The organism is Globicatella sp. PHS-GS-PNBC-21-1553, assembly GCF_033564055.1.
Lineage (GTDB): Bacteria > Bacillota > Bacilli > Lactobacillales > Aerococcaceae > Globicatella > Globicatella sulfidifaciens.
Genome location: NZ_CP085470.1, coordinates 1 through 16,881, shown reverse-complemented (window position 1 = coordinate 16,881; position 16,881 = coordinate 1). Strand labels below are relative to the sequence as shown.

The 16,881-nt window shown below is 35.3% G+C and carries 16 protein-coding genes, 2 pseudogenes and 1 other annotated feature; of the genes and pseudogenes, 17 read left to right on the top strand and 1 reads right to left on the bottom strand.

Annotated elements, in window-relative coordinates:
- Nucleotides 1-20: 20 nt before the first annotated feature.
- The 16 genes and pseudogenes from rnz to LB888_RS00020 all read left to right on the top strand — a co-directional run bounded on the left by rnz (nucleotide 21) and on the right by LB888_RS00020 (nucleotide 13,220).
- The gene (gene rnz, locus LB888_RS00100) at nucleotides 21-974 is read left to right on the top strand and encodes a ribonuclease Z (RefSeq protein WP_318753115.1); all 954 of its coding nucleotides are present in this window, start codon (nucleotides 21-23) and stop codon (nucleotides 972-974) included.
- A pseudogene (locus LB888_RS12095) lies at nucleotides 919-1,751 on the top strand (SDR family NAD(P)-dependent oxidoreductase). Before rnz ends, LB888_RS12095 begins: the two are co-directional and overlap by 56 nt.
- An 11-nt stretch (nucleotides 1,752-1,762) precedes the next feature.
- A complete protein-coding gene (locus LB888_RS00085; RefSeq protein ID WP_071409144.1) occupies nucleotides 1,763-2,134 on the top strand; it encodes a lipopolysaccharide assembly protein LapA domain-containing protein in 372 nt (123 codons plus the stop codon).
- 12 nt (nucleotides 2,135-2,146) lie between these two features.
- The gene (recJ, locus tag LB888_RS00080) at nucleotides 2,147-4,243 is read left to right on the top strand and encodes a single-stranded-DNA-specific exonuclease RecJ (protein ID WP_318753113.1); all 2,097 of its coding nucleotides are present in this window, start codon (nucleotides 2,147-2,149) and stop codon (nucleotides 4,241-4,243) included.
- Nucleotides 4,141-4,488, top strand: coding sequence for a single-stranded-DNA-specific exonuclease C-terminal domain-containing protein (locus tag LB888_RS00075; protein ID WP_318753112.1), 348 nt, complete (start codon nucleotides 4,141-4,143; stop codon nucleotides 4,486-4,488). Before recJ ends, LB888_RS00075 begins: the two co-directional genes overlap by 103 nt.
- Entirely contained in the window at nucleotides 4,488-5,000 is a 513-nt protein-coding gene (locus LB888_RS00070; protein ID WP_078755294.1) for an adenine phosphoribosyltransferase, read from the top strand. The genes LB888_RS00075 and LB888_RS00070 overlap by 1 nt, the downstream gene beginning before the upstream one ends.
- Nucleotides 5,001-5,208: 208 nt before the next feature.
- Complete coding sequence (locus LB888_RS00065; protein WP_318753111.1) at nucleotides 5,209-6,231, top strand: rod shape-determining protein; 1,023 nt, start codon at nucleotides 5,209-5,211, stop codon at nucleotides 6,229-6,231.
- 31 nt (nucleotides 6,232-6,262) lie between these two features.
- Nucleotides 6,263-7,108, top strand: a complete 846-nt coding sequence (mreC, locus tag LB888_RS00060; protein ID WP_071409140.1) for a rod shape-determining protein MreC — start codon at nucleotides 6,263-6,265, stop codon at nucleotides 7,106-7,108.
- A complete protein-coding gene (gene mreD / locus LB888_RS00055) occupies nucleotides 7,098-7,640 on the top strand; it encodes a rod shape-determining protein MreD (RefSeq protein ID WP_066124855.1) in 543 nt (180 codons plus the stop codon). The genes mreC and mreD overlap by 11 nt, the downstream gene beginning before the upstream one ends.
- Before the next feature lie 616 nt (nucleotides 7,641-8,256).
- Nucleotides 8,257-8,327, top strand: a sequence feature (ribosomal protein L21 leader region).
- A 33-nt stretch (nucleotides 8,328-8,360) separates the two neighbouring features.
- Nucleotides 8,361-8,669: a 50S ribosomal protein L21 gene (gene rplU / locus LB888_RS00050; protein WP_066127078.1), complete on the top strand. Its 309-nt coding sequence runs from the start codon at nucleotides 8,361-8,363 to the stop codon at nucleotides 8,667-8,669.
- A 2-nt stretch (nucleotides 8,670-8,671) separates the two neighbouring features.
- A complete protein-coding gene (locus LB888_RS00045; RefSeq protein ID WP_276645556.1) occupies nucleotides 8,672-9,019 on the top strand; it encodes a ribosomal-processing cysteine protease Prp in 348 nt (115 codons plus the stop codon).
- Nucleotides 9,020-9,032: 13 nt separating this feature from the next.
- Nucleotides 9,033-9,323, top strand: a complete 291-nt coding sequence (gene rpmA, locus LB888_RS00040) for a 50S ribosomal protein L27 (RefSeq protein WP_066127071.1) — start codon at nucleotides 9,033-9,035, stop codon at nucleotides 9,321-9,323.
- Nucleotides 9,324-9,491: 168 nt separating this feature from the next.
- Nucleotides 9,492-10,997 (top strand): threonine synthase, encoded by a 1,506-nt coding sequence (gene thrC / locus LB888_RS00035; RefSeq protein ID WP_318753110.1) that lies wholly within the window; start codon nucleotides 9,492-9,494, stop codon nucleotides 10,995-10,997.
- Between the two features lie 598 nt (nucleotides 10,998-11,595).
- Nucleotides 11,596-12,039 (top strand): hypothetical protein, encoded by a 444-nt coding sequence (locus LB888_RS00030; RefSeq protein WP_078755299.1) that lies wholly within the window; start codon nucleotides 11,596-11,598, stop codon nucleotides 12,037-12,039.
- Between the two features lie 97 nt (nucleotides 12,040-12,136).
- Nucleotides 12,137-12,952 carry a YitT family protein gene (locus LB888_RS00025; RefSeq protein WP_318753109.1) on the top strand — a complete coding sequence of 272 codons (816 nt, stop codon included), beginning with the start codon at nucleotides 12,137-12,139 and terminating at the stop codon, nucleotides 12,950-12,952.
- Nucleotides 12,953-12,965: 13 nt separating this feature from the next.
- Nucleotides 12,966-13,220 carry a hypothetical protein gene (locus LB888_RS00020; protein WP_318753108.1) on the top strand — a complete coding sequence of 85 codons (255 nt, stop codon included), beginning with the start codon at nucleotides 12,966-12,968 and terminating at the stop codon, nucleotides 13,218-13,220.
- Nucleotides 13,221-13,276: 56 nt separating this feature from the next.
- Here the strand turns inward: LB888_RS00020 and LB888_RS00015 are convergent.
- Nucleotides 13,277-14,968: pseudogene (locus LB888_RS00015) on the bottom strand (IS1182 family transposase).
- 515 nt (nucleotides 14,969-15,483) lie between these two features.
- On the opposite strand from LB888_RS00015, the gene LB888_RS00005 reads away from it, so the two are divergent.
- Nucleotides 15,484-16,737 carry an IS110 family transposase gene (locus LB888_RS00005; protein ID WP_318752279.1) on the top strand — a complete coding sequence of 418 codons (1,254 nt, stop codon included), beginning with the start codon at nucleotides 15,484-15,486 and terminating at the stop codon, nucleotides 16,735-16,737.
- The last annotated feature ends 144 nt before the right edge of the window (nucleotides 16,738-16,881 follow it).

Below are 16,881 nucleotides of genomic sequence, written 5' to 3'. Positions count from 1 at the left end.
CGATTAGTTAGGAGTTTTAGATGAAGATACAATTTTTAGGTACGGGTTCAGGTGTACCAGCCAAAGCTCGTAATGTTAGTTCATTAGTATTAAAATTATTAGACGAAATCAATGAAATATGGTTATTTGATTGTGGGGAAGCCACTCAACATCAAATATTACAAACTAGTATTAAACCAAGAAAAATAACCAATATTTTTATTACTCATATGCATGGTGATCATATTTTTGGTCTTCCGGGTTTTTTAAGTAGTCGTTCCTTTCAAGGGGGAGGCAATGATCCCTTAACGATATATGGTCCGCAAGGTATTCGCCAATTCGTTCAAAATGCTTTGCGTTTTTCTAAATCCAAATTGTCTTATCCAATTAAATTCGTGGAATTAAACAATGAAGGCGGACAATTAAAGTTTGCTAATGGTTGGAAAATCGATTATTTACCTTTAAATCATGGTGTGATTAGTTTTGGATTTCGAATAGTTGAACCGGATTCACAAGGAGAATTACTCATCGATCGTTTAGCGCCCTATAATATTCCGAATGGACCTATTTTTGGGCAATTAAAACGAGGCGAAACTGTAACTCTTGCCGATGGAACCATTTTAAATGGGAATGATTTTCTTGGCGAAGAAAAGAAAGGGCGAATTGTAACCATTTTAGGTGATACGCGTCCATGTGCTAATTTAGTGACTTTGGCAAAAGGTGCGGATGTCTTAATTCATGAAGCGACTTATGTCGATCAAGAAAAGGATTTAGCTTATGCTCATTTTCACTCAACGAATATACAAGCAGCAAAAGTCGCAAAAGAGGCACAAGTAAAAAAACTGTTAATGAATCATATTAGTGCTCGTTATCTAGGGGCTGATGCTAAGAAATTAGAAAAGCAGGCTAAAACTGTTTTTCCTCAAGCGCAAATTGTCTATGATTTTACTGAGGTTGAAGTGGGCAATCATAAGGAGATGCCAGATGAACAATAAAGTGATGGTCATAACGGGTGCTTCCAGCGGGATTGGTAAAGCGGTCGCGATAAAAGCTGCAAAACAAGGTGCGCATTTAGTTTTAATAGCGCGTAATGTATCAGCTTTAGAAAATTTAGCTCATCAGTTATATCACCAATATCATACGGATAGCTTGGTTGTAAAATGCGATGTCAGTGATAAAACCCAATTAGAATATGCTTATCAAAAAATAAAAAGTAAATATCAAAGGGTAGATTACTTAATAAATTGTGCAGGTTATGGTACATTTAAACTAGCGAATGAATTTAGTTATGAAGAAGTTAACGAGATGTTTAAAGTGAATACTTTTGGTATGATATATTTGACTACTTTAATATCTCAATTAATGGTACAACAACAAAGCGGCCACATTTTCTTTGTGAGTTCGATGGCAGGCAAAATGGCCACACCAATTCCAGTGTCTATTCTAGCACTAAATTTGCGGTTATTGGCTATGCGAATGCCTTGCGCTTAGAACTTAAACAAGCCAATGTTTTTGTCACAACTGTTAATCCAGGACCGGTAGCGACACCATTTTTTAGTTATGATAAAAATTTAAGAGATTATTACGAAAAGGTCAAAAGATTTACAATCACACCAGAATTAGTAGCGGATAAAATGATTAAAGTTGCGACCCAAAAGCCATATACACGCGAAATTAATTTACCTTTATCGATGTCTTTAGCTGCCAATTTATATCAGATATTTCCTTATATAGGAGATTACTTAGCCCTTAATATCTTTAATTTGAAATAGGAGTGAAAATTATGAAAAATCAATGGAAACTTATTGTTTCGATCATTATCTTAATTTTAGTGGTGATTTTTGCTTTACAAAATACAAGTACTGTTCCAATTGACTTGTTTTTTGCTAAATTTACTGTTCCGCTTGTATTAGTTATCTTATTAAGTTTATTAGTGGGAGTCATTGTCGGTTTAATTACTTCATTTTCAGCTATTTCAGGACAGAAAAAATCTAAAAATGCTACAGTAAAAGAATTAAATACTTTAAAAGAAACGAATTTAAGAGAATTAGCAGCAAAAGACAAAGAAATTTCTCATTTACGTAGTCAAATTAATGATTTAAAAGTAAAAAATAATAATACTTTACAAGTAGAGGACACTAAGTTTTCTGAATAATGGAGAGTTAAAATGAATTTAATTGAAAATCATTGGCAAATACCGGTAACAGACGGGAAAATTGATGAACAATTAGATACAATGAAGGCAGCGGGATTAGATTTTTCTCCCGCTTTTCTTCGTCTATGTATTAATCGTGGGCTGGATTCAGTGGATAAGATATTAGAAGCGACAAATCCAGAACCACAACTTTATCATGATCCGTTTTTATTTTATCAAATGGAGCGTGCGATTGAACGATTACATCAAGCAATTGCAGCAGGTGAATTAATTTTAATTTATGGTGATTATGATGCAGACGGTATCACAAGTACGTTAATTTTAATAGAAGCATTAGAAGAATTAGGGGCAAATTTTACCTATTATTTACCCAATCGTTTAATCGATGGCTATGGTCCAAATATCGAGCGGTATCAACATTTTATTGAAGAAGGCGTACGGGTCATTTTAACTTGTGATAATGGAGTGGCTGGTTATGAAGCAATTGAATATGCACAGAGTCAAGGGGTCGATGTGATTGTTTCGGATCACCATGAACTACAAGAAACGTTACCCTCTGCTTATGCCATTATTCATCCACGTCATCCCGAAGGTCACTATCCTTTTGGCGAATTAAGTGGTGCAGGTGTAGCATTAAAATTGGCGCATGCTCTATTAGGAGAGTTGCCGATTAATAGTATAGAATTAGCGGCAATTGGGACAGTCGCTGACTTGGTTTCTCTAACGGATGAGAATCGAACGATTGTAAAGAGTGGCTTAAAACTAATGAGTGAGACCTTGCGGATTGGTCTTGAAAAAATGTTAGTGGAAGAATCAGTTGATTTAAGAAAAATTAATGCTGATACGATTGGATTTGTAGTGGGACCCAGACTCAATGCGGTGGGACGTTTAGGCGATCCAACTCCTGCACTAGAATTACTAAAAACAATCGATGATATTGAAGCTGATCACTTACTTCAAAAAGTGAACGAACAAAATAAAAAAAGACAAGCGATTGTTAATGACATCACCCAACAAGTCATGGAACAAATCGAACAGTATGCTACTTTACCACCGATTATTATCGCGGCTGCGACTAATTGGCCAGCAGGCGTTTTAGGGATTGTCGCGAGTAAGATTACTGAACGCTATCATCGTCCAACAATCATATTTGAATATCAACAAGCTGAACAACGTTTTCGTGGAAGTGGTCGGTCAATTGAAGGAATTAATTTATTTGACTGTTTAACTGAAAATAAAACTTATTTAGCCCAATTCGGAGGACATAGCCAAGCAGCAGGCTTAACTGTTTTAGAAAATGAATGGGAAAATTTTAAAACAGCCATGCTATCAACAATGGCCAATTATCAAGCTGTTTTCGAACAACCTAAAACTTTAAACGTTGATATGGCACTCCCTTTAACAATAGTGACTGAGGAGTTTGTTAAAGAATGTCAATTATTAGCGCCTTTTGGTATGGATAATCCTAAACCAGTATTTGCTTTTAATGATGTGGAACTACAACAAAAAAGAGTCATAGGTAATCAACATCAACATATTAAATTTTCGATTTATAAAGATGATACTAGTATTGAAGGGATAGGTTTTTCCAAAGCGAATTTATTTAGTCCAATTAACTTAGATGAAACTTTCTCATTAATCGGTTATTTAGATATAAATGAATGGCAAGGGAATCGCCAAGTACAAATCCAAGTACTGGATGCTAAAGTCAAAGGGATTATGATTCGTGATTTTCGTTCTAGTAAATTTAATGATGCATTATTAAAAAATCGAAACACGGTATTTTTTTACCAGCAACCTAATTTAAAAAAATGGTTAGCAGACCGAGTTCATCCATCCAATACAATGATTAGTTATGATGAATGGCTGAATAATCAAGCACTAAATTTAGATTTATCGCATATTGCATTAATAGAAGCCCCAAAAAATATTGAACAATTTAATCGATTGATGTTGAATTCTAATATCAAATTAGTCGATTTAGGTGTTTATTTAACAGAATCGAAATGGTTAGCTGGAATGCCTTCAAGAGCAGAATTTGCTGCTGTTTATCGTTGGATTTTAGGTCAAAAAAAGGTTTTGATATATCAAAGGCGATACAGGTTTTAAGTCAACAAATGAATTTACCTGTTACTAAATTAAAATGTATTTTTAAAGTGTTTTTTGAAGTGAAGTTTGTTATAATGAAGGATGGATTGACCGTACCGTTACCCGTAGATAAAACTGTAAAAGTGGATTTAGTAGAATCAAAAGGGTACCAACTGTATGAGCAGTCATTTAAAACTGAAGAATTGTTGAACTATCAAACAATTGAACAGATAAAACAATATATTAATGAATTGAGGAAAAATTGATGGATTTAAAAGAGTATATTGCGCGTGTAGATAATTACCCTACAGAAGGAATTATTTTTAGAGATATTACACCGTTAATGGCAGATGGTAAAGCCTTTGCTTATGCAACCCAACAAATCGTTGATTATGCAAGAAAATTAGAAGTGGATGTCGTGGTTGGACCAGAAGCAAGAGGATTTATTGTAGGCTGTCCAGTAGCCTACGCACTTGAAATTGGCTTTGTGCCGATTCGTAAAAAGGGTAAATTACCTCGTAAAGTGATTGAAGTAGACTACTCACTAGAATATGGAAAAAATGTACTAACGATCCATGAAGACTCGATTAAACCTGGTCAACGTGTTTTAATTACCGATGACTTATTAGCTACAGGTGGGACTATTAAAGCAACCATTGATTTAGTTGAAAAATTAGGTGGTATTGTAGCCGGCTGTGCATTCTTAATTGAATTAGATGAATTAAATGGTAAAGAAAACATTAAAGGTTATGACTATATTACATTAATGAACTTTTAATCATTATGGGACTGAAAACTTAACACTATTCTTAAATCAGATACAATGTCTCATTAAGAATAGGAAAGGGTTTCAGTCTCTTTTTAATTCTTAATTTTTTTGATATTTTCTTTTATACAATGAATTCAAGTAGTTTTTATAGAAAAATTTTGTTATAATGTAACGAGCTAGAAGCCTTGTTGGCAAAGTAGATGAATGGAGGGTTACAATGGCTTTTTTTGGCAAACAACGTCTTGGCATTGATTTAGGAACAGCGAATACGTTAATCTATATTGAAAATAAAGGGATAGCCTTACGTGAGCCTTCTATTGTTGCAATTAAGAAAGATACAAAAGAAGCAGTAGCATTTGGTAAAGAAGCTGAACAATTAGTCGGACGGACCTCGGATAATTATGAAATCATTCGTCCTATGAAGGATGGCGTCATTGCTAATTTTTCTTTAACTAAGCAAATGTTGGCCCATTTCATAAAAAAAGCGATACACCGCTCATTTACAGGACCAGATGTTGTTATTTGTGTTCCAAGTAACATTACTAAAGTAGAACGTCGCGCAGTGATTGATGCGATAAAAGATATTGGAATACGAAAAGCTTTGATAGTGGATGAACCCTTCGCTGCGGCTTTAGGTGCCAATTTAGCTATTTATGAGCCACGAGGTAAAATGGTAGTTGATATTGGTGGAGGCACGACGGATATTGCCGTTATTTCTTATGGCGAAATCGTTAAAGGCAACGCCATTGTCTATGGTGGTCATAAAATGAACGAGGCTATTTTAGATTATGTCCGTGATCGTTACCAATTAGTTATTGGCATGCAGACAGCTGAAGAAATAAAATTAGCCATTGGTAATGCGAATTTTACCAAAGATGATGAAAAAGATCACCGAGTGATTAAAGGTCGCAATATAGCGACCGGTCTACCTGAAGAAAAAATTGTACGCGCGAATGTCATTGCTGAAGCAATCGATGAAGTGATTAATCCTATTATTACTGCAATTAAACAAGTTTTAGAAGAAACGCCACCTGAACTAGCGGTGGATGTATTGGAATCGGGTATTGTGATAACCGGTGGTGGTTCACTTTTACGTCGTTTACCTGAAAGGATACAAAGAGAGATTGGTATTCCGGTTCATTTAGTACAAGTACCATTGGATACAGTAGTCGTAGGTGCGGGAAGACTTCTCAAAGAAATGGAAAATCAAGCTCGATTAGCTGAACGTGATAGACGTTAAACTTGAAAAGAGTAGAGAAAGAGGATCGTAGATGAATAATAAAAAATTAATCGGAATATTATTAAGTACGATTATGATGGTGTCATTAATTGCATATACAATGACCAAAGGAACAAATAATATTTTCACGAGTGCGATAAATGATACGGCATCTTGGACGGGTCGAGTGTTTTCTGAACCGGTCAATGTCGTTGTCAAATTCGTCAATTCTGTTGATAAAGTAATCAATACTTTTGAAGAAAATCAACAATTAAAGTCTAAAATTGATCAAGTATATGAATTACAAGTGCGAGTGGCAGACTTAGAGGCTGAAAATGAAGCAATGCGTAAAGAATTAAAACTAAACGAAAGTTTAGGAGGATTTACGGTTCAAAATGCTACAGTAATTGCTCGTAACCCTGATCAATGGATGGAAACTTTAACGATTGATGTTGGTTCAAGCCAAGGTGTTAAAGAAAATATGGCCGTTATGGCAGGTAATGGATTAGTTGGACGGATTATTGAAGTCAACGCTAATAGTTCCAAAGTCTTATTATTAACCTCTGAAAAATCAAATGCTGGTATGGTATCAGCTAATATTCAATCTAAGAGCGGCTCAGCTAATGGAATTGTTTCATCTTATGATCGCAAAACGAAGCGTTATATTATGACTCAAGTAGATCCTGAAGCAGAGGTGAAAGAAGGAGATATGGTTATTACATCGGGATTGGGCGGTATCATACCGAGAACGCTATTAATAGGTGAAGTGGCCAATGTGCGTATGGATGATTATGGTTTATTCCAGACGGTTGAAATTGTACCGGCTGGTGAAATGACTGATATTCGATTTGTGACCGTCATTATGCGTGAAGGGCAGAGTGATGTAAGTGAAAATTAATCGTGATCGCAGAATAAAGTGGTTTTTACCTTTTTTCTTATTTTTTAGTATCATTATTGATTCAGCTTTACCTGCAATCTTTCCGGTTGCTTTTTTAGGAAATGACCAGACCATAGTTTCGCATATGGCGTTATATATTTTAACACTCTTTGCCTTTTACTTTCGTGATGAATCGATTCTGATTAATGCTTTAATTTTTGGCTTTTTAACAGATAGTTATAATACAACCATTTTGGGTATTTATGCCTCGATTTACTTTATAGTGACTTATTTAATCTTAAAGACTAAAAAGTATTTTCCTAAAAATACTATTTTACATATGATGTTATTTATTGTTGCGATAACTATTACAGAATTTATCGTTTTCGTTTTTTATCGAGAAGTAGGCTATACTATTATCACATTAACTGAATTTTTAGCGACTCAACTTTGGCCAACCTTAATTTTTAATATTGTATTATCATTTTTAATGTATTTTCCTTCTAAAGCGTTACTATCTTGGCTAGGATATGAAAACTACATAATTATTTAATTAATTTTTGGACTAAAACCATTTAGTGATTGCGTAAAGATTGATTAGTATGGTAAGCAAGAGATTGACCTATAATGAAATTTTTAAAATATCTTCCTTTTACACTAAATCGGTAAGGCTTGGAAGGCTGGGCAAAAACTTTTTTAATTCTGTTCAGGTATATCTATTTAATTCAAAGCGCCGTGGTTGAGTGGTCTCAAATGGCGTCTAAATGAGATTGGGTATAAATATGATAAATTCAATCAAGTGATGATTGCTCGATGAGTAAAAGCGCAGTGGTTGAGTGGCCTCAAACTGCGTCTTAATGACTTGTTTGAGGCCTACTCAACTTTGCGGGGGTAGGCCGACGAAGCGAAAATCATTCGATTTTCTACTTCTGGTCTACTCCCAACTTTGCGGGGGTGGGCAGACGAAGCGAAAATTATTTAATTTTCTACTTCTTGCCCACTCCCTTTTTGATGAATGATATAAACAATAAGCAACTGTAAATGTTAGGGTAATGCCACCTTGGGTAATATAGTTTAACAACACCAGAATAATTTACATTTCTTTTTCGAAAAACCTTTGACACTAAAGGCCATATTTGTTATGATACTTATGTTGTATTTGTGTAGCACCACATCTGCAACCGCACAAGTTGAGTTTTAAGACCTGATGGCACTTAACATGGCGAGTCTAAGTGTAGGGGAAACCCGTAAATATAATATAGGAGGTGCTTTAATGTACGCAATTATTAAAACTGGCGGTAAACAAATTAAAGTTGAAGTTGGTCAATCAATCTTTGTTGAAAAATTAGATGTAGAAGCAGGCGACAAAGTTACTTTTGATGAAGTAATCTTAGTAGGTGGCGAAACTACAAAAGTAGGAACTCCATTAGTTGAAGGCGCAACTGTTGAAGCGACTGTTGAAAAACAAGGTCGTGAAAAGAAAGTTGTAACTTTCAGATACAGACGTCGTAAAGATTCACATCGTAAACAAGGTCATCGTCAACCTTATACAAAATTAACAATTGACGCTATCAACGCTTAATTATGATTAAGATAAAAGTAATGGTTGATGAAAAACAATTGATTCAACAAATTATTACAACCGGACATGCAGGTTATGCTGATTCAGGTTATGATATTGTTTGTGCAGCTGTTTCAAGTCAACTGATTTCGGTCGAAAATTCATTACATCAACTAATCCAAGTTCCCGTTCAAACAGAAGTGAACGAAGTTGATGGAGGTTATTTAAAAATAACTTTACCAACTGAATTGACCAAAAAACAAACTGAACAATCACAACTATTATTATCACATTTAGTGTTTGCTTTAGAAGTGATTGCTGAAAGTTATCCTGAATTCGTAAAAATTCAAAATTCAAAATTTATACCATAGGAGGTGCTGTCTCATGTTGAAATTAAATTTACAATTATTCGCTACTAAAAAGGGTGGGGGTTCTACTCAAAACGGTCGTGATTCTATTGCTAAACGTTTAGGTGCTAAAGCAGCTGACGGCGAAACAGTTACTGGTGGTTCTATCCTATACCGTCAACGCGGTACTAAAATCCATCCTGGTAACAATGTAGGTCGCGGTGGCGATGATACATTATACGCTTTAGTTGAAGGTGTTGTACGCTTTGAACGTAAAGGTAAAAAACATAAACAAGTTTCTGTTTATCCAGTTGCTGCAGAAGCTTAATCCATATATATATAAAGGCTCTAGACATTCTTCAAAAATGAATGGGGCAGAAAAGGGGCATGTTAGTCTAAAAAAACTAATATGTCTTTTTTTTACTTAATTTTACCGGAATTAAGTGACAATTTGATGAGAATTTAGTATGATTATTCTTAGAAAGTAGGGATGGTAATGACACAAATTTTATATAATAGTACAAGAAATAATCAGAATAAATTAACGGCCGCCCAAGCCATTGTAAAAGGTATCGCTAATGATGGAGGACTATACTTTCCAGAGACCATGCCAACAATTGACTTAGATTGGGACGACTTAAAAGATGCCTCTTATCAAACAATTGCTAAATTAGTTTTAGGAGCATTTTTTACTGATTTTACGGAAGATGAAATAGCTTATTGTGTGGATCGTGCCTATGATGATAAATTTGATAATGAATTGATTGCCCCTTTAAAAGCTATTAATGAACAAGTATCGATTCTTGAATTATTTCATGGGAATACGATTGCTTTTAAAGATATGGCTTTATCGATTTTACCGTATTTATTAACCACTGCTGCTAAAAAATTAAAGATAGAAGAAGAAATAGTCATTCTAACGGCTACCTCTGGAGACACCGGAAAGGCAGCTCTAGCTGGTTTTAGCGAGGTACCCAATACACGAATAGTGGTATTTTATCCTAAAGATGGCGTTAGTGACATTCAAGAACGCCAAATGGTCACACAGGAGGGGAATAATACTAAGGTAGTGGCAGTTAAAGGGAACTTTGATGACGCTCAAACAAAAGTAAAAGAATTATTTAATGATCAAGCATTAAACAAACAACTTAAAAAACAAGGTTTTTTACTTTCCAGTGCCAATTCCATTAATATTGGTCGATTAGTGCCACAGGTAGTATATTATGTATATTGTTATGCTCAGTTATTAAAAAATGGTGCAATTAAATCAGGTGATCAAATAAATGTCTCGGTGCCGACGGGGAATTTTGGGAACATTTTGGCGGCTTATTTTGCCAAATTGATTGGGGTACCAATTGAAAAACTTATTTGTGCGTCTAATCGCAATAATGTATTAGTCGATTTCTTTAATGAGGGTATCTATGATAGAAGACGTCCTTTCTATTTAACAAGTTCACCATCAATGGACATTCTTGTTTCAAGTAATCTTGAAAGACTGATTTATTTATTGAATCAGCGTCAGGATGAGCCAACCAAAGAATGGATGGAACAATTAATTAAAAAAGGAAGCTATCAAATTACTCAGACGGTTAAAGAACAATTAACTGATTTTTATGCTAATGAAGCAGATGATGTCTTAACTGCTACGACCATTAAAGAGGTTTATCAAGACAATCATTATATTCTTGATCCACATACGGCTGTCGCATATGCAGTATATCAACAATATCTAAAGGAAACTCAATCACAAGATCTACAAAATGTAACGGTCATTGCAGGCACTGCCAGCCCTTATAAATTCCCAGAAAGTGTGTTACATGCATTGGAAGTCAATACTGCTCAATTATCTGGACGTCAATTAATTGAAAAGTTGGCTGAAATCAGTCAAATTGAAGTGCCGTCTGCCATTAAAAATCTTTTTGATGCGCCAATTCGACATCAAGAAGTCGTGGAAATTGAAGAGATGAAAGACACTATTTTACGATTTTTGATAAAATATTGACTTAGTTGTTAATATTTCATGGTTACAACAATATCGGTTTTACTTAAATCAAGTATATATCAGTTAATTTGATCAATATAATGACGTCATGAATTAAAATGAATTTTTTTAGGTCGGTGACTTTGGTTAATTCGGTTAATAATTAAAGTGGCATAATCAATTTTCATTAGAAAAGCCTTAGGGATTCAAAATTAGACTGAATGGGTGACCAATTTATTTTTGTTTAAGGCTGGGCAAAAATTTTTAAAATTCTGTTCAGGCATATCTATTTAATTAAAAGCGCAGTGGTTGAGTGGCCTCAACCTGCGTCTTAACGAGGTTAAAGACAATTTTGATAAATTCTATCAAGTGATTGCTCGATAATTATAAGCGCAGTGGTTGAGTGGTCTCAAACTGCGTCTTAACGACTTGTTTGAGGCCTACTCAACTGTGCGGGGGTAGGCCGACGAATCGAAAATCAACTGATTTTCTACTTCTTGCCCACTCCCTTAACACCTTCAATAGACGTCCTATTTTAACTTTAGTTTAAATGCAATGTATAGTATAATTAATCAATGTGGGAGCTTTCCTATAAATGACATTCAGAGAGGAAGATTATATGTCTAAAATTAAAGAAGCATTTGACAAGATCTTAGCTGAGAAGAAAATACCAGCTAACTATAAAGAAATTGAAAATGGACACCATTTATATCGCTTGCAGTTTAAGGCAAGTGAAACAAAATTATTAATGGTCGAAATTATAATTCAAGAAAGTGAAGATCCATATGTCGATAGTCAAATTATTTATCGCCATGTTCATCTATTAAATGATTACAATAAACGTGGTGAAGCTTTAGACTTAATCAATGAATTAAATGAAATGAAAACCGGTTATTATACTTTACATTTAGCAATGGATGGTGAAATTTTCTTAAGAAATATTATTCGTGTTGGCGAAGATGTCACTCCACTATATGAGACGGTAGTCTATGGAGCACGTATTGCTCGTGGTTTAATTCCTGCTTTAGTTGAGAAATTAGGTAAATCTAGCGAAATCGGGTAAGTTAAATGATAAATAAATATTTAAGTGAGCATCCAGAGGCGAATTTCTTTTTCAAATATTTATTGCTGTTATATCCGCATTAATCTTTGGATTATCAATGAAATTTTTTCTAATTCCTGGCAATATCTTTAGTGCAGGAGCGCCTGGTTTAGCGCAAATAATCAATTATTTTACCCGTGAAACGGCGTTAGCAGCTATCTTTACCACCGGTAATCTTTATTTCATCTTAAATATTCCGTTGATTATCTTAGCATATTTAAAACTAGGAAAAGAATTTACTGTTATGACTTTAATAGTCGTTCTTTTTTCTTCATTGGCCACCAATTTATTTCCCTTAACATACGTTTCTCAAAATCCACTCATTAATGCAGTCATTGGTGGTGTCTTAACGGGTTTAGGAACAGGTATTACGATTAAGTATGGGATGTCAAGTGGGGGGTTCGATATATTATCGCTCTATTTATCGAAAACTTTCGGTTGGGATGTTGGAATGATGACGTTATTAGTTAATTCGATAATTATTATTGGTTCTGGTTTGTTGTATAATTTAGAAACGGCTATCTTTACTTTAATTACTATTTTTGTAACTTCACGTATGATCGATGCGATTCATACTGGAGAACAACGATTAACTGCCTTTATCGTGACCAATGATGCGGCTGCAGTGACTGCTAGTATCCGAACGCGTTTAATTCGAGGTTCAACAGTCATTGAAGCCCGTGGAGGTTATACAGGCGATAAACGTGACTTAATTATGGTAGTCATTAATCGTTATGAATTACATGATTTACAGTTAGCAGTTTTAGAATCTGACAGTAAAGCATTTGTTAATATTATTCAATCAACAAAAGTATTAGGGCAGTTTTTAACTAAAGAACAACAGAAATTAATGAAAAGTCAACCGACTAAATAAATGGAGGAATTTTATGTTGTGGATTATTTTTCTGGGCCTATTGATTGTAATTTTAGTGTTTAATTATAAAATTTATAAACGGGCGCTGGATGCAGAAGTCCATTCAAGTGAACATTGGTTTCGTGAACGATTACCGTTTTCTAGAAAAACAATTAATCAACAATTAATTCAAAAGAAAAAAGAATCGGATGCGCGAACGAAAGCTGAATATGATCCAGAGGCGGATTATGAAAGTGTAGAAATGTTTTACAAGAAAAAGGTAAAGTAAATGATCAGTATCAAATAGTACCTATTTATCATTAATAGCGAAGCGAAACAAATTAATTACAGTTTTAAAGAGGCTGGGCAAAAAGTCTCAAAAATAACCGAGAAACATTTCAAAAAGATGAGATGTTTCTCGGTTTTTATTAATTTTAAGAAAATATAAAAAAAGGAAAGAGAACCCCTTCCTTTTCTTCTTATCATTTCTGCTAACCTAGTTAAATTCATTGCCATTAACAGGATTCCAATATCATTTGAAACCCCAATTTTTCCTCTTACATGAACTCTTCGCACACCAAAATTGCGCTTCATTTGACCAAAAACAGGCTCAACTTCTATTTTACGTTGAGCATATAGTTGGCAACCTGAATCGCTTTCTAAGTATTCTTTGGCTTTACTTTTATAGTAGTCCCAGACTTGATTGACACTTATCATCCGTTGATTACCGGATGGTGTTAAGGCCAATTTATCTAATTCCGGTGTTAATTGCACTTTGTCTGCTTTATAAACCTTAAATTCACGTTCAAAACCTGTTTTATCTTTTCGTTGACTGTAATGGCTAAAGCTGAATTGAACCCCCTGATCGTCTACATAACAATCTAGGTCTTCAAAATAGCGCCACTTATGACGAAGCTTGGGATCATTTTTATATTTTTTAGTTTGTTCTTTTCGATATAGGGTGTACGGTATTAAGGGTATTTTTTTCATATCATCGATAATATGTTGGTAATTCTCTTCACTCCCATAACCTGCGTCAGCCACAATGCAGTTAAACTTATGGAAAAGGTCATTCGAATTTAAGAACGGAATCAGTGTGCGTGTATCGGATGGATTTGGATAAAGGTCATACGCTAAGACAAATTGATTTTGAGTGGCAATTTGAAGATTATAACCCGGTTTTAAGGTACGGTTCTTCATCGCATCTTCTTTCATACACATAAAAGTGGCATCATGATCCGTTTTGGAATAACTGTTTCGACCATCAAATCGATTCTTTGCTTCCTCATATTTATATTTTCTTGGAAGATAATCCTTTGAAAGCTTTCTAAGGTATTTTTTAACCCATCGTCTTTTTCGTTTATTAGAAGAACCCCCCGGTATGCTTTTAGGTTCTTCACTAATTTCCTCATTTAATTGTTCTATTTTTTCTGTTGTTTTCTGAATCATGGCTTCAATACCTACACTCGATTGAAGCTCATCTTCTTATAATGCACAATTGATCTCATGATTTACCAACTCATCGTATAGTGCACCCACTTCTTTATTCAATTTAGCGTCATGTTTTTCAATAGACTTACGCCAAACAAAGGAATAGCGATTCGCATCGGCTTCTAACTTGGTCCCATCTATAAAAATAGCCTCTTCGTCAACATAATGGTGTTCCTTTAAGAGAGAATAAAAATGAACGAAAGCTTTACGAATTAAAGTTGCGGTTGAAGGATGCACTCTGAAATCATTAATGAAATGGTAACCGACATACTGATCATTGGTTAACCATTTCATCGGAATCATTTCCTCATTCATTTGAACGATTTTCCGTCCGCTATAAACGCCTCTAGAATAAGCGAAGAGAATCATTTTTAACATCATCCGTGGATGATGGCCTCGACGCCCTGTGGAAGTAGGTTTAGGCAATTCACTATCAGGGATTGAATCAACGAATAAGCTAATGAAACGAGCATCGTGATTTTTAGAGATATCAAAATCTAGATTTAATACGAAAGACCAATCAGATGTGTTATAATGTTTATACATGAAAGCCACTCCTCGTAATATATATTTAGAAGGTCATTTCACACCCTTCTGATCGTCTCTGTTTCTCTTGATTTACCGAACATTCTGTCATAAATAAGGGGCTATCCGTTGTTAGACTGGACGATTTCGAAGAAATCGAACAGGATGACAATGGCAAGCAAGCGAAGCGCGCTAGCTCAGCCTCATTTCAATTCATAAAATGTTCAATTGTCCCTTTATATTGCTTGGTTACTGTGAGATATTGTAGGATAATAAGTCTTGGAAAGGGACTTACGGGAATATGCTGTTCACTCCTGTGGCTTTGTCTACTTCTTAAGTCTGTAACCCAGACCATTGATGTCACAACCAACACACTAGCTGTTTCCACCCTGGTTCACACCCGCTAGTAGGCGAGTGGCAGCTTGAATCAGCGTGATAAGTATTCTATTAAGCGAGGCTGTTATAGGCAATGGTATCCTGGGATATCCCACAGTAACCAAGCAATTTCCAAATATTATCGAAAGGAGGTCCCTCACATGAACTTATATGTCGGTTTAGATGTTAGTCTAGCTAAGCTAGATGTCTGTTGTTTAACGGATGATGAACAATTTTCTGTTTTGTTAGAACGTTCTTTTAAAAATGATCACGACGGTGCCACTGAACTGAAAGAATGGATTCTTCAAGCTTATCAGGACTATCACTTTGATCGAATCGTCATCGGCATGGAATCCACATCAGCTTATAGCTTTCATCCCGGTTACTTCTTCAAAGAAGACCCGGAGCTGAGTGAGCTGAATGTGGTAGTCACAATTGAAGAACCAAGCAAAATCAAGAAATATCGTGAAGTTTTCTCCGAAAATAAAAACGATGCTTTAGATGCGTTCTATATTGCTGATTACTTGCGAATCCAAAGGTTTAATCTCTCTTTCTTAAAGGAAGACCAATACATCGCCTTACAGCACCTTACACGGTCTCGCTATCAATTAATCAAGCAACTCACCACAGTCAAGCAACACTTCCTAGAAAATCTTTACTATAAATGTAATACGCTTTCGATGAATCTTAAGGAAGATGGGCATTCCACGACTGCCCTCAGTGCTACCGTCATCTCACTCATGACCGAAGACTATTCACTGGATGACCTGGCTAATATGCCTTTAGAAGAACTTGGGCAATTAATTCAAAAACTAGGACGGGGACGCTTCAAAGCACCCGAAGACTTAGCTAAAACAATCCAAAAAGCCATTCGTTCTAGTTATCGTCTCTCTAAGGTCCATGCCCAATCCATTGATATCGTGCTGGCTGTCTTAGTCCGTGAGATTCGATCACTTGAAAAAGCAATCAAAGAGCTCGACAAAGGGATTGAAGATATTGTTCAAACCCTACCAGAATATCAGTGCTTAACTTCTATTCCTGGTATTGGTCCGGTCTATGCTGCTGGAATCATCGCTGAAATCGGACAGATTGAACGCTTTGATTCTCAAGCAAAAATCGCCAAGTATGCCGGGTTATCCTGGAAGGAAAATCAGTCGGGAAAACGTTCGTCCCAAAACACACCGATGATTCATCGGGGCAATCGGTTCTTGCGTTATTACCTAGTTGAAGCTGCCAACTCTGTTAAACGTTATTTACCTGAATATGCCCAGTTCTATCATAAGAAATTCCAAGAAGTACCTAAACATCAGCACAAACGTGCCCTCGTCTTAACCGCAAGAAAATTAGTGCGTCTGGTGGATGTGCTACTACGCAATCACCAACTCTATACGCCACCGGAGGTGTTGCATAGATAAAAGACGAACAAAATAGAGCTAATTATTAATAAAGTTCGTGAAAAAAACGCGATTTCACGAGTGTTTATTTAGTGCGCCCTTAAACATCTAAATGATCAAAAGCCGAGTCTAAAATAATTTATTTTTCTCTTGACTTATTACCAC